This is a genomic window from Microbacterium sp. STF-2 (genome assembly GCF_034650155.1).
GTDB classification, from domain to species: domain Bacteria; phylum Actinomycetota; class Actinomycetes; order Actinomycetales; family Microbacteriaceae; genus Microbacterium; species Microbacterium maritypicum_A.
Window position 1 is genome coordinate 2,757,485 of sequence record NZ_JARKMW010000001.1, and the last position, 13,033, is coordinate 2,770,517.

Annotated in this window: 11 protein-coding genes; 7 read left to right on the forward strand and 4 right to left on the reverse strand. The window is 68.7% G+C overall.

Annotation, left to right across the window (positions count from 1 at the left end; genetic code table 11):
* Window positions 1–4 precede the first annotated feature (4 nt).
* Complete coding sequence (locus MicroSTF_RS13315; RefSeq protein ID WP_029258864.1) at window positions 5–1,009, reverse strand: magnesium and cobalt transport protein CorA; 1,005 nt, start codon at window positions 1,007–1,009, stop codon at window positions 5–7.
* 461 nt (window positions 1,010–1,470) lie between these two features.
* Between MicroSTF_RS13315 and MicroSTF_RS13320 the strand changes: the two genes are divergently transcribed.
* Entirely contained in the window at window positions 1,471–3,579 is a 2,109-nt protein-coding gene (locus MicroSTF_RS13320) for a hypothetical protein (RefSeq protein ID WP_322956207.1), read from the forward strand.
* Between the two features lie 199 nt (window positions 3,580–3,778).
* Window positions 3,779–4,234 (forward strand): hypothetical protein, encoded by a 456-nt coding sequence (locus MicroSTF_RS13325; protein ID WP_322956208.1) that lies wholly within the window; start codon window positions 3,779–3,781, stop codon window positions 4,232–4,234.
* Between the two features lie 138 nt (window positions 4,235–4,372).
* On the opposite strand, the gene MicroSTF_RS13330 is transcribed toward MicroSTF_RS13325, so the two are convergent.
* Genes MicroSTF_RS13330 through MicroSTF_RS13340 form a run of 3 tightly spaced genes read right to left on the reverse strand, consistent with a single transcriptional unit; the run spans window position 4,373 to window position 7,601 of the window.
* Window positions 4,373–5,395 carry a Gfo/Idh/MocA family protein gene (locus tag MicroSTF_RS13330; RefSeq protein WP_292768266.1) on the reverse strand — a complete coding sequence of 341 codons (1,023 nt, stop codon included), beginning with the start codon at window positions 5,393–5,395 and terminating at the stop codon, window positions 4,373–4,375.
* The gene (locus tag MicroSTF_RS13335) at window positions 5,392–6,420 is read right to left on the reverse strand and encodes a Gfo/Idh/MocA family protein (RefSeq protein ID WP_021200215.1); all 1,029 of its coding nucleotides are present in this window, start codon (window positions 6,418–6,420) and stop codon (window positions 5,392–5,394) included. Before MicroSTF_RS13335 ends, MicroSTF_RS13330 begins: the two co-directional genes overlap by 4 nt.
* Window positions 6,417–7,601 (reverse strand): ROK family transcriptional regulator, encoded by a 1,185-nt coding sequence (locus MicroSTF_RS13340; protein ID WP_021200216.1) that lies wholly within the window; start codon window positions 7,599–7,601, stop codon window positions 6,417–6,419. The genes MicroSTF_RS13335 and MicroSTF_RS13340 overlap by 4 nt, the downstream gene beginning before the upstream one ends.
* A 189-nt stretch (window positions 7,602–7,790) precedes the next feature.
* Between MicroSTF_RS13340 and MicroSTF_RS13345 the strand changes: the two genes are divergently transcribed.
* The 5 genes from MicroSTF_RS13345 (at window position 7,791) to MicroSTF_RS13365 (ending at window position 13,030) form a co-directional block, all read left to right on the forward strand.
* Entirely contained in the window at window positions 7,791–9,032 is a 1,242-nt protein-coding gene (locus MicroSTF_RS13345; RefSeq protein ID WP_322956212.1) for a sugar ABC transporter substrate-binding protein, read from the forward strand.
* Window positions 9,033–9,107: 75 nt separating this feature from the next.
* Entirely contained in the window at window positions 9,108–10,013 is a 906-nt protein-coding gene (locus tag MicroSTF_RS13350; protein WP_021200218.1) for a carbohydrate ABC transporter permease, read from the forward strand.
* Window positions 10,010–10,915, forward strand: coding sequence for a carbohydrate ABC transporter permease (locus tag MicroSTF_RS13355; protein WP_021200219.1), 906 nt, complete (start codon window positions 10,010–10,012; stop codon window positions 10,913–10,915). Before MicroSTF_RS13350 ends, MicroSTF_RS13355 begins: the two co-directional genes overlap by 4 nt.
* A gap of 19 nt (window positions 10,916–10,934) precedes the next feature.
* A complete protein-coding gene (locus MicroSTF_RS13360; protein WP_021200220.1) occupies window positions 10,935–11,969 on the forward strand; it encodes an NAD-dependent epimerase/dehydratase family protein in 1,035 nt (344 codons plus the stop codon).
* On the forward strand, window positions 11,969–13,030 hold the full coding sequence (locus MicroSTF_RS13365; protein WP_051667878.1) for a dihydrodipicolinate synthase family protein: 1,062 nt from the start codon (window positions 11,969–11,971) through the stop codon (window positions 13,028–13,030). Before MicroSTF_RS13360 ends, MicroSTF_RS13365 begins: the two co-directional genes overlap by 1 nt.
* The last annotated feature ends 3 nt before the right edge of the window (window positions 13,031–13,033 follow it).

A 13,033-nucleotide genomic window follows, 5' to 3' on the forward strand; every position in this document is an offset into this window, starting at 1 on the left:
CGGGTCAGAGCCACTTCTTGTACTTGAACACCCCGAACAGGCCGACGGCGAACGCGACCATCGCGCCGATGGCCATCGGGTAGCCGAAGGCCCAGTGCAGCTCGGGCATCACGTCGAAGTTCATCCCGTACACCGTGCCGACCAGCGTCGGGGCGAAGATGATCGCCGCCCAGGAGGAGATCTTCTTGATCTCGTCGTTCTGCGCGAGCCCGGCTTCGGTCTGGCGGCGTGCGACCAGCGCGGAGTGCACGGTGAGCGCGTTCTCGAGGATCGCCCGGAACGAGTCGATCTTCTCGTTGACGCGGATCGTGTGGTCGAGCACGTCGCGCAGCGAACGCTGCAGCTCCTCGTCGATGCGGTACTTCGCCGATCCCCGACGCAGCCACTCCAGCATCCCGTTCAGCGGGTGCACGGCGCGCTGGAAGTTGATGACCTCGCGGGACAGCTCGTAGATGCGGCGGGAGAGCGCGCTGTCGTCGTCGCCGTCGCCGAAGAGCTGGTCCTCGATCTCGTCGATGTCGTTCAGCAGACCCGCCACGATCGGCTCGTAGCCGTCGACGACCTCATCGAGGATCGCGTAGAGCACGGCCTCCGGCCCCATCGCGAGCAGTTCGGGGTTCGCCTCCATGCGTGCGCGCACGGCGGCGAGGTTGGGCGACTCGGCGTGCCGGATCGTCACCACGAAGTCGGGGCCGACGAACAGGTGCAGCTCGCCGAACTCGATCGACTCCTGCTCGTCGCGGTAGCGAGCCGGACGCAGCACCGCGAACAGGGTGTCGCCGTAGCGCTCCACCTTCGAGCGCTGGTGGCCTGAGAGCGCATCCTCGACGGCGAGGGGATGCAGGTCGAACTCGCGCGCGACGGACGCCACCTCTTCGGGGCTGGGCCGGTACAGGCCGATCCAGGCGATGCCCCCGGCGGCGTCCAGCATCCGGTAGGTCTCGTCCAGGTTCTTGGGGGTCTCCACGCGACGTCCGTGGACGTACACGCCGTTGTCGATGAGCGCCATGATGCGGCTCCGTTCTCGCAGGTGCACGGCAGCAGAGAGATCCGTGCGCGGGTTTCGTCAGGGGGCGGATGACGCCGCCGACGGCTGCGGAGAAGGACGTGCGAAAGCGGACCGGAAGGTCAACGCGCGAGCGCAGGGAGTCGCGACGCAGCGAAGGCGGCGTCGTAACTATCACCGGACATCGCCATCACCGCCTTTCGGGACTCTTCGGGCCGAACGACCCAACACGTCAGCATACTCCTGTCTGCTGTGAGGCTTCCCGGTCGCGCTCCTGCCCCCCGATCAGAGCAGTATTCTGCTCGCCGAGAGGTGGAGTAGCACGTTACCTGCTAGTAGCATCGGACCTCGAAGCGATGCGGAGAGTCCGGCGTCGCCCCTTTCCGCATCGATCCGTCCACTCCCGGCGCAGCCTCTTCGTGCGCCCGGTGTGTGCGGGCGATGCGCCGCACGAAGGAGACTCCATGTCCGCTGCCCTCAGTCGTCCTCGAGCCCGCGGTCTGCGGGGTGGGATCGCCGCCGTGCTGATGGTGTCGGCCGGGCTCGTCGGGGCCTCCATCGCCGCCGCACCCGCCGCTCAGGCGGCGCCGGTCCTGCAGTGCACGGGGTCGACGGTCTACGTCACCAACCAGGGTGCGGGTGACGGCGATCTCTGGCAGATCGATGCGACGACGGGGGCGGCGACCGCGCTGGTCGACCTTCCCGGTGACAACGTCGTCAATCAGCTGGGCATCGCGCCGGGAGGGGGGAACTTCCTGTTCACCAAGGCGGGGACCGTGTACGACTACACGCTCGCGACCGACTCCTTCGACTCCACACCGGCCCAGGTGCTCACGGGCTACTCGGCCGTCGGCGGGGCGGTGAGCCCGACGAGCGGGCTCTACTACTACGGGGGCATCGGCGCCGGCGGCACCGAGTACCAGATCGCCGTCTACGACCCCGTGACGAACACGAATCGAGGCGTCGCCTCGACGATCCGTCTGCCCGACGGCATCGCGCTCACCAACAGCGACTTCGCGTTCGACACCCTCGGTCAGATGTACATCGTGGGCAGCACACCGACCGGTGGTGCGCTGATCCGCGTCGACGGTTCGATCCCCTCGACGGGGTCGAACTCCGCACTCACCTCGTCGCTGCTCACGACGATCGAGCCCGTCGCCGGTGTGACCTATGCCGCCATCGCCTTCGGTGGGACCGGCGAGGTGTACATCGGTGGAGGCGCGGGACCGATCCTCCGGGTGAACGCCACCACCGGGGCATTGGTCGGGAACGTGCCGGTCTCGGGGGCCGTCGCCTCGAACATGACGGACTTCGCGACCTGTGGTGCGCCGCCGACCCTGACGGTGCAGAAGAACGTGGCGGGGCGGGTGCAGCCCACCGATCAGTTCGCCCTCTCGATCACCGGCGGCGGCATCGTGCCGGGACCAGGCAGCATCGGGGTCACCGAGGGGGCTGAGCCCGGGCTGCAGACGCAGTCGCCGGCCGAGACCGCCGGATCGGTGATCGTGCAGCCGAACGCCACCTACGACTTCGGCGAGACCGCCGCGGGAACGACGACTCTCGCGGACTACGGATCCCGCTGGGAGTGCGTCGATGCGCAGGGACCCGCGGGGGCCACGATCGGCTCCGGCACCGGTCCGTCGGGGAGCGTCACGATTCCGCAGATCGCCGGCGTCGCCGTGGTCTGCACCGTGTTCAATGACCCGCTCGTGCCCGGGATGAGCCTCGACAAGAGGGTCACCGGAGTCGTCGACGCCAATGGAAACGGCTACGACGATGTGGGCGACCGGATCACGTGGGAGTTCGAACTCACCAACACCGGCGAGACTCCGCTCGCGGGACTCACGATCGACGACGACAGGCTCGCTGCTGCAGGTATCGGAATCACCTGCGATCCGGACGCGCTCGCCCCGGCGGAGTCGGTGGTGTGCACGGCGGACCGGCCCTATACGATCACGCCGGCCGATCTCGCCGCGGGCGCGGTGGTCAACACGGCGACGGGGACAGGCACGCCCCCGGGTAAGCCCCCTGTCATCACCCCTCCGGACACCACGGAGACACCGGTCGGCGGCTACATCGTGACCAAGGAGTCGGACCCCAGGTCTGGCAGCTCGGTGGCGGCGGGTTCCGTCATCGCCTACACGCTCACGGTGACCCAACGCGGTCTGGCGTCCGTTCCCGGAGCGGTGCTCGAGGATGATCTCGCCGAGGTGCTGGACGACGCCGCCTACAACGGTGATGCCTCCGCTTCTGCCGGTGCCGCATCTTTCGACGTGGCCGCGGGGACGCTCTCGTGGAGAGGCGACCTGGCAGTGGGCGACGTGGTCACGATCACGTATTCGGTGACCGTGGGAACGCGCGGTGACGGTGACCTCGTCAACACGGTCACCAGCCCGGGGTGCAGCACCGCCTGCACGACCACGCACGACCGGGTCCCGCCCCCCGCTGCCGGCCTTGCGACCACGGGAGGCGGAGTCGCGATCGGCGGCATCGTGGGCGCCGTGCTGGTCATCGCCGTCGGTGCAGGGCTCGTCCTCCGCGGGCGCCGTGGGGCTCGCCACGACGTGAGCTGATCTGAACGGACACGTGAGCTGACGCGGACCGAGGCGGGAGCGTCGAGGAAGGCCAGTCGGGAGCGCTCCGACCGGCCGTTCGCTCGCGGCCTCGGCAGATGCATAGTCCGGTTCAGGGATGATCGCGTAACACGTTACGCATCACGCTCAGTGAGTGTCCATCCGGATGATGCGAACGTCGAGGACCGGAGGTCATCTCATGAAGACGAAGACAGCAGCAGCTCTCGGTGGACTGGTTCTGGCTGCGGGTCTGCTTGCCGCGTGCACCAGTTCCTCGGGTGCACCCGCAGGGTCGCCCACGGGGGCACCGACGAGCACGTCGGCGAGCACCCTCAGCACTGCGGAGCTCGCCATGTGCACGGCTCTCAAGAAGGTCGCCGCCGATGTGGTGCCTGATCTCGAGAGGGCTTCCGAACTCGTCAAGTCCGACCCCGCAGCTGCGGCTTCGCTGGTCGACAAGATCCGCGAGAGGTTCATCAGCGGACAAGAGGATGCGGACTCCGGTCTGACTCCCGACTACGCGACAGCCATGGACGGGTACGCGGTGGATATCAGGGCGCTGCCGGCCGGGACGGATGCGACGAAGATATCCCAGGAGCTTGCGGAGCGCGGGACCGCGTTCGCCTCCGACGTCGCCTACTTCTGCAAGGAGTAGACGACGCCAGACGGAGTGCTGTCGCACGCCGGGACCTGCACGATCAACCGTGACCAGGTTCACGAGCTCACCGCTCGGTTCGGGTGAGCTCGTGACGGCTGTGTCCGCGGCTGTGGTTATCGTCCGTCGCGAGGCGCGTCAGAGGGCGATGACCGCGCCGCCGCGGGCGGCGGAGGCCTGCGCGGCCGTGGCGATCTCGACCGTGCGGATGCCCACGCCGGCGTCGGGCTGCGGTTGGCGCCCCTCGCTCACGGCGCGCACGAACTCGTCGAGCAGCAGCGCGTCGAGGTCGGCGCCGACCGGGCTCCAGGTCTCGCCGTGCGCATCGTGCCCGGCGACCCCCTTGGCGAAGGGACTGACCGTGACCGTGCCGCGCTCGGCGACGACCTGCAGGGTGAGTCCACCCCAGGTGGCCGAGCTCATCGGCCAGCTCCAGGAGCAGTCGATCGTGGCGATGACCCCGCTCGGGTACCGGATGGTCACGAGTCCGCCGGTCTCGACGTCGAGTTCGCTCTGCGCGTGCAGGATGCTGTTGGACACGGCGCGGACCGACTGGGCGCGCTCACCCAGCAGCTCGTCGAGCAGGTCGGCGCAGTGCACGACGTGGTCGACCAGTGCGCCGCCTCCGGCCAGCTCCGGATCGGTGAACCAGGCACGATCCTGCGGCAGCTTGCCGTTGTTGATGCCGGTGACACCGAGGATCGTGCCGAGACGGCCGCTGCGCAGCTCGGCGATCGCCTCGCGCACGCTCGGCGCGAACCGCACCGGGTAGGCGACCATCAGGATCACGCCGGCGCGGTCGCACGCCTCGCGCATCGCGATCGCGTCGGCGACCGTCGTGGCCAGCGGCTTCTCGCAGAGTACGTGCACCCCGGCCGCGGCCGCGCGCTCGACGAGGGCACGATGCCGGGAGTTCTCGGCGGCGATCACGACCGCATCCGGTTTCCAGGCGAAGGCTTCGTCGTAGGTCTCGACGTAGGCGACGCCCAGCTCGGACGCGAGGTCTGCGCCGCGAGGGGCGTCGTCGGGAGCCGAAGCGCCGTCGGGGTCGGCCGCGATCAGCTCCACTCCCGGCATCGTCTGCAGCGCGTGCACATAACTGAGGGCATGCGTGTGCGCGAACGAGAGCACGGCGATGCGCAGCGGGGCGGAAGCGGTCATCGGGCGGCCTCCTCGGCATCGGGCGCGAAAAGTTCAGGAGCACGGTGTTCGGACAGCGCCACGGGGGCGCCGGAAGCGATCGACGCGTATGCGGCCTCGGCGACGGCGACCGCCTCGATGCCGTCTGCAGGGCTGACCCTCGCCTCGCGCCCCTCGCGCAGCGCGGCGACGAAGTCGGCGATCTCGGCGTAGTACGGACTCTCCTGCGGAGACATCGGCGGCAGGTAGTCGGCGTCGCCCGCGGGGAGCACGGCGTCGGTGCGCAGCGCTTGGTCCTCGGCGCTGTCGTAGCGGAGACGTCCATCGGAACCCGACACCTCGACGCTCGTGCGGAACGGCATGCCCGGAGCGACCCAGCTGCCGTGGATGTGGCTGATGACGCCGCTGCGGTGCGTGAGCACCACGTGCGACGTGACGGGGGCGGGAACGCGGTCGTCGATCGTCGGCGGGTTCTGCACTGCGTAGACGCTCGCGACGGGGCCGGCGAACCAGACGGCCTGGTCGATGTCGTGGATCATCAGGTCGCGGATGACGCCCCCGCCCGCGCGTTCGGAGAAGAACCACGGCGTCTGCGGGGCGGAGCCGGCACGGCTGAACCGCTGCACGGCGAGCGTGCCGATCCGCCCGGCGTCGATGCCGGCCTTGATCTGGGCGTATTCACCCATGTACCGCACGACGTGGGCCGGGAAGAGCCGTACCCCGGCCTCTTCGGCGGATCGGGCCACGGTCGCCGCGGCTTCGGCCGTCGCTGCGAGCGGCTTCTCGCAGATCACGTCGAGTCCCCGGGCGATGGCGCGCTGCGCGAAGTCGGCGTGGGTGCTGCTGGGGGTCACGATGTCGACGATGTCGACCAGCCCGATGAGGGTGTCGACGTCGGGCACGAGCTCGAATCCGTACTCCTCGGCGATCTCCTCCGCTCCGACGAGAGAGGTGACGTACCCCTCCGCCCCGAGTGCCCGCCAGGCGTCGGCATGCACGCGGGAGATGCCGCCCGCGCCGATGAGTCCGACCTTCAACGTGCTCACTGCTTCTCCTCGGTTGTGTCGATGACGGTGTCTTCCGCCCCCGCCGGTTCGAGCGGCAGTGGGGTGATGGGCGGCGCCGGCATGTCCTCGATGCCGTAGATCTCGGCGGCGTGCCGTTGGAACGCGTGCACGACGGCTCCGTGCGCGGCGGCTTCGGCGCCCAGCCGTGCTTCGGCGATCGGCACCTGGAAGGGCAGGCCCAGGTGGCCGGGCAGAGCCGCCCGGAGCGGATCGAGCAGCTGCTCGTGCGCGGCGGAGAGCCCGCCGCCGATCACGATCATGGCCGGGTCGACCGTCATGGTCAGGGTGGCGATGCCGTGCGCGAGCTCGTCGATGAAGGCGTCGAGCTCCTGCTGTGCGGCGGGATCGCCCCCGCGGGCCAGAGCGAACACCTCGGCGGCGGTCGGGGCGGTGCGCCACGTGATCTGGCCCGTCTCGGTGTTCAGCCCGCGGAAGGCGAGGCGGCCGATGTCGCCCGCGGCGTTGTGGATGCCGCGGCGCGGTCGTCCGCCGAGGATCAGTCCCATCGCGATCCGGTTGCCGACGGACAAGTAGATCACGTCGTCGACGAGTTGCGCGACCCCGAGATGGTGCTCGGCGACGGCCGCGAGCCGCACCCCGTTGTCGACCGCGACGGGGCAGCCGAACGCGTGCCGCAGCTGCGAGCCGATGTCGATGCCCGACCATTCCGGGATCACGACCGAGGTGGTCACGCGTCCCGCATCGTCGACGATGCCGGGGAGCGAGACCCCGACCGCTCGTACCTTCGATGCGGGGATCGACACGACCGAGAGGGTGCGGCGCACGTCGTCGATCACGGCCGCGAGCTTGGCTGCGCCGTCGAGCTGCTCGGCCACACCGGAGTAGCTGCGCTGCGCGATCACGACCCCTGACAGATCGGCGAGCACGACGCGAACGCTCGCGACACCGATGTCGACGCCCACGACGGTCCCGGCGGCACCGTGGAACGAATAGCGACGGGCGGGGCGTCCGGCACCGCCGCCGTTCTGGGCGGGGGCGTCGACGATCAGGCCCGAGTCGGCCAGCACGGTCACCGCGTTCTCGACCGACGTGCGCGAGATCTCGAGCGAGCGGGACAGATCGTTCACGGTCGCGGGCCCCGAGTCGCGCAGCTGCAGAGCGGATCGCGCGACGATCGAGAGCGGGCTGTTCACGGCCATGTGCGGTCCCTTCCTCATCTCCGTCGTCGGGTGCGATCAAATTAGCACACCCAATTCTCAGATCAAGCTTTGATGTTCTCGAACGGGAAACACGGCGGAAACATGGCTCTGAGAACTTGTACTTGACGAATTATCCCATTGCAGTGTCATAATGAACCGTACTCAGCACGGTATAAGCAAAGGAGCACCATGCGCGTCAGCAAGATCACCGGCGTCGTCGCGGGAATCGCGGCCGCCACCCTGTTGGCCGGATGTTCGGCCGGCGGAGGCAACACCGCAGAGGGAGAGCAGGACATCACCGTCTGGCTCTACCCGGTCATCGCCGACGAGGCGGTGCACAAGGACTTCTGGGACTCGACGATCGCCGACTTCGAGAAGCAGAACGAGAACATCAACGTGAAGTACGAGATCTTCCCGTGGGCGAACCGCGACGAGGCTCTCCAGACTGCGATCGCGGCCGGCAAGGGACCCGACGTGGTCTACCTGATCCCCGACCAGCTCGCGGCGTACCAGAAGTCGATCGCCCCGCTCAACGACCTGCTGAGCACGGAGCGTCAGGACGACCTGCTGCCCAACGTGAAGAAGTCGGTCACGCTCGACGGCGACATCCTCGGAGCCCCGATCCTCACCAGCGCGCAGCCGCTCATCTGCAACGCCGCCGCGTTCGAGGCCGCGGGCGTCACCGAGTACCCCGAGACCTGGGACGACGTCACCGCGATGGCCCCCCGGTTCACCGAGAAGGGCATGTACGCCCTGAACTACCCGGCATCCGCGGAGAACACCCTCAACCTCACCTACTACCCGCTGCTGTGGCAGGCCGGTGGCGAGGTCTACACGAAGGACGGCGACGTCGGCTTCGACAGCAAGGAAGGCGTGCAGGCGCTCACCTTCCTCACCGACCTGGCCGAGGCGGGTGCTCTCGACCCCGAGGCGCTCACCACCAACGTCCCGCTCGAGCAGACCGCCGTCGCCCAGGGCAAGGTCGCGTGCACGTGGAACAACGCGGTCAACGAGGTCGTGCCCTTCTGGGGCGAGGAGAACGTCAAGGTCATGGCGCCGCTGACCGAGAAGGAGTCCGTGGCCTACGGCACGGTCGGATCGCTCTCGGTGCTCAAGGGCTCCAAAGCGCAGGACGCGGCGGCGAAGTTCGTCGAGTACGCCACCGGCGCCGACGTCGTCGAGCCGTACCTGAAGGCCGCCGGCTACTTCTCCGCACTCAGCACCACCGAGCCGCTGTACGCGGACGACCCGCTGCTCGGCGAGGTCGAGAAGTATGTTCCCGACACGACGGTCGGCGAGCTCAACGCCTCGTCCCGTGCGCTGATGGGCGTGCTCGCGCCGGAGATCCAGGCAGCGCTCCTCGGCGACAAGTCGCCGGAGGACGCGTTGAAGGATGCCGCGACCGCCGCGGCGCCGCTGGCCAAGAAGTAACACCTCGGGGGCGTGCGGAGCCCGAACTCCGCACGCCCCCGCACCCCTTCACTCCCCCCACGTGAGGTACCACTGATGACGACGGCAACCACGGCGAAGAAGCCCGCAGGGCGGGTCACGCGGGTGCTCGCACGACGAGAGGCGCGGATCGCGTTCCTGTTCGTGCTCCCCGCCTTCCTCCTGTTCATCGCCTTCCGCTTCGGCCCGAGCATCGCCGGAGTCGCGCTGAGCTTCTTCGACTACGACATCACCGGTGAGATCTCGTGGCGGGGTCTCGACCACTTCCAGCGCATGATCGCCGACCCGCTGTTCTGGCGGGCGATGGGCACCACGCTCATCTACACGGTGTGCGCCGTGCCGATCGCGCTGGTGCTCTCGACCGTGATGGCCCTCGGCGTGCGTCGGGCCTTCCGCGGCGCACGCTTCTTCCGCTCGATCTTCTTCCTCCCCGTCATCACCTCGCTCGTGCTGGCCGGGTCGATCTTCGTCTGGATCTTCTCCGCGAACGGACCCTGGTCGGCGCTGATGGCACCCCTCGGTCTCGGCGGATCCTGGCTCGGCAGCACCGTCCTGGTGATCCCCGCGATCGTCGTCGTCGGCGTCTGGTCGCGATTCGGCTACGGGATGATGATCCTCATCGCCGCGCTGCAGGACGTGCCGCGCGAGCTCGAAGAGGCGGCGCTGATGGACGGCGCCAACGCCTGGCAGCGCTTCCGCTACGTGATCCTCCCGGTGCTGCGGCCGACGTTCTTCTTCCTGGCGGTGATCGAGACGACCGCCGCGTTCCAGGTGTTCGACGTCATCTACGTGATGACCCAGGGCGGGCCGGCGAACGCCAGCTACTCGCTCGTCTACATGCTCTACGACCAGGGCTTCCGCTACTTCGACTACGGCTACGCGGCCGCGATCGGTGTGGCCCTGTTCGTCATGACCCTCGTCGTCGCGCTCATCCAGCGCCTGGTGATCGGAAAGCAGAAATGACCGCTCTGTTGCAGCCGCCGACCCAGACCCCGGCGACGCCGCCGAAGACGTCGACGAAGCAGCGCCGCGCCTACCGCGCGCTGCAGCCCACCGGCTGGGGGATCGTGGGGCGATGGATCTGGCTGAGCCTGGCCGGCATCCTCAGCTTCTTCCCCTTCTACGCGATGGTCGTGCTGAGCCTGAAGCCCGGCATGGTCGTCGAGCTCCCGGGTTCCCTGCTGCCTTTCCAGGACATCTCGTTCGACGCCTACGAGCAGGTGCTCGCCGGGCAGAACATCCTCGGCTGGCTCGGCAACACCCTCATCTACTCGCTCGTCTCGGTCGTCGCGGTGCTGTTCCTCTCGGCGCTCGCCGGCTACGCGTTCGCCAAGAAGCGCTTCCGCGGCAAGGAGGTGATGTTCTGGTCGTTCCTCGCGATGGTGATGGTGCCGTTCCATGTCACCCTCATCCCGACGTTCATCCTGATGGCGAACCTCGGTGGCGTCGACACGTACTGGGGCCTGATCCTGCCGTCGCTCGCGAACGCACAGGCCGTGTTCCTGATGCGGCAGTTCATCCAGGGGCTGCCGGACGAGCTGTTCGAGGCCGCACGCATCGACGGCGCCGGGGAGTTCCGCATCTTCCTGCGGATCGTGCTGCCGCTGTGCAAGCCGATCCTGGCGACGCTCGGCATCTTCGTCTTCCTGTGGCACTGGAACGACTTCCTGTGGCCGCTCATCATCGCGAAGTCCAACGCGATGTTCACACTCACCGTCGGCATCTCGTCGCTGCAGCAGCAGAACGTGCCGCTGAGCACCATGCTCGCCGGATCCGTCGTGGCACTGCTGCCCATCTTCCTCGCGTACCTCATCGCTCAGCGGTACGTGCAGGAGGGCGTGGCCGGTACGGGCATCAAGGGCTGAGAAGAAGGGAAAGCACCACATGACTCAGCACCAGTTCACTTCCGAGGCGGAACTCGAGGAGGCGCTCGCGACACCGAGCGCCGCGCTGATCGCCGATCTCGCACGCGGTGCGGGCGACCTCGTGATCCTCGGCGCCGGCGGCAAGATGGGTCCGACCCTGGCGATGCTCGCGCGCCGCGGGATGGATGCCGCCGGACGCCAGGGCGACACGGTCTACGCCGTCTCCCGCTTCGGAGACGCCGCGATCCGCGAGCGCCTGGAGAGCGCCGGGGTGAAGGTCGTCCCGTTCGACCTGATCGAGAACGACGACTTCGCATCCCTCCCGGATGCCCCGAACGTGGTGTTCATGGTCGGTGCGAAGTTCGGCGCCGCGACCAACGCGTCGTGGGCGTGGGAAGTCAACGCCGCGCTGCCCGACCGCGTCGCCCGCCGCTACCGCGACAGCGCGATCTCGGTGCTCTCGACCGGCAACGTCTACCCGTTCCTTCCTGCGGCTTCGGGTGGAGCGTCTGAAGAGGTGCAGCCCGCACCCATCGGCGAGTATGCGCAGTCGTGCCTGGGACGTGAGCGCGTCTTCGAGTTCGGGGCGCAGGAGCGCGGCACCAGGGTCGCGATCATCCGCCTGAACTACGCCGTCGACCTGCGCTACGGCGTGCTCGCCGACATCGGCAGCGCCGTGCATGCGGGACAGCCCGTGTCGGTCGCCACCGCCAACGTCAACGTGATCTGGCAGGGTTACGCGAACGAGGTCGTGCTGCGCAGCCTCGTGCACGCCTCGACCGACCCCTTCACGATCAACCTCACCGGCCCGGAGCTGCTGAGCGTGGAATCGATCGCCCGTCGCTTCGGCACCCTGTTCGACCGCGAGGTCGAGATCGTCGACGAGCCGCAGCCCACTGCGCTGCTCAGCGACGCCCGCCGGTGCATGGCGCTGTTCGGATACCCGGCGGTCTCCGCCGAGACCCTGATCGGCCTCCAGGCCGACTGGATCGAGAAGGAGCTGCCGATGATCGCCAAGCCGACCAAGTGGGCCGTGCGGGACGGGAAGTTCTGATGACCGTTCCCCCTCTGCGCCCGGAGGCCGCGGCGACCCTCGCCCGTGGCGCCGTGATCCCGGCGCATCCGCTCGCCCTCACCGCCGAGCGACGCATCGACGAACGCCGTCAGCGCGCGCTCACCCGCTACTACCTCGACGCCGGGGCCGGAGGCATCGCGGTCGGGGTGCACACGACCCAGTTCGAGATCCGCGATCCGGAGCACGCCCTGTTCGAACCGGTCCTCGCGCTCGCCGCGGAGGAGCTGGATGCCCGCGCGGATGCCGACGTGGTGCGCATCGCCGGTGTCGCCGGTGGCACGACCCAGGCGGTCGCCGAAGCGGAGCTCGCCCGCGACCTGGGCTACGACGCCGTGCTCGTGAGCCCTCGCGTCGCCGGTGCCGACGAGCGGGCTCTGCTCGAACGCGCCCGCGCGGTGGGCGAGGTGCTGCCGGTGGTCGGCTTCTACCTGCAGACGGCGATCGGTGGACCTGTGCTCGATCGCGACTTCTGGCGCGAGTTCGCCTCGATCCCGGCCGTCGTCGCCGTCAAGGCCGCTCCCTTCGACCGCTACCGCACGCTGGAGCTGGTGCGCGGGGTCGCCGCCTCCGGCCGTGCCGACGAGATCGCTCTCTACACCGGCAACGACGACGCGATCGTGGCCGACCTGCTCTCCGAGTTCCACGTGGATTCGCCGACCGGTCCGCGCACCCTGCGGTTCGTCGGTGGGCTGCTCGGCCAGTGGGCCGTGGGCACACGTGCCGCCGTCTCGCTGCTCGAACGCGCACAGCGGGCGATGGGGGGAGACGAGGACGCCTACCGCGAGCTGGGCCTCATCGCCTCCGACATGGTCGACGTGAACCAGGCGGTGTTCGATCCGGGCAACGATTTCCACGGCGTCATCGCCGGCGTGCATGAGATGCTCCGCCAGCAGGGGCTGCTCGATGGCACCTGGTGCCTCGACCCCGCCGAGGGTCTCTCGCCGGGGCAGGCGGAGGAGATCGCGCGGGTGCGTCTCGCGTATCCCGATCTGAACGACGACGCCTTCATCGCCGAGAACCTCGAGACCTGGTTGAGGTGAGTG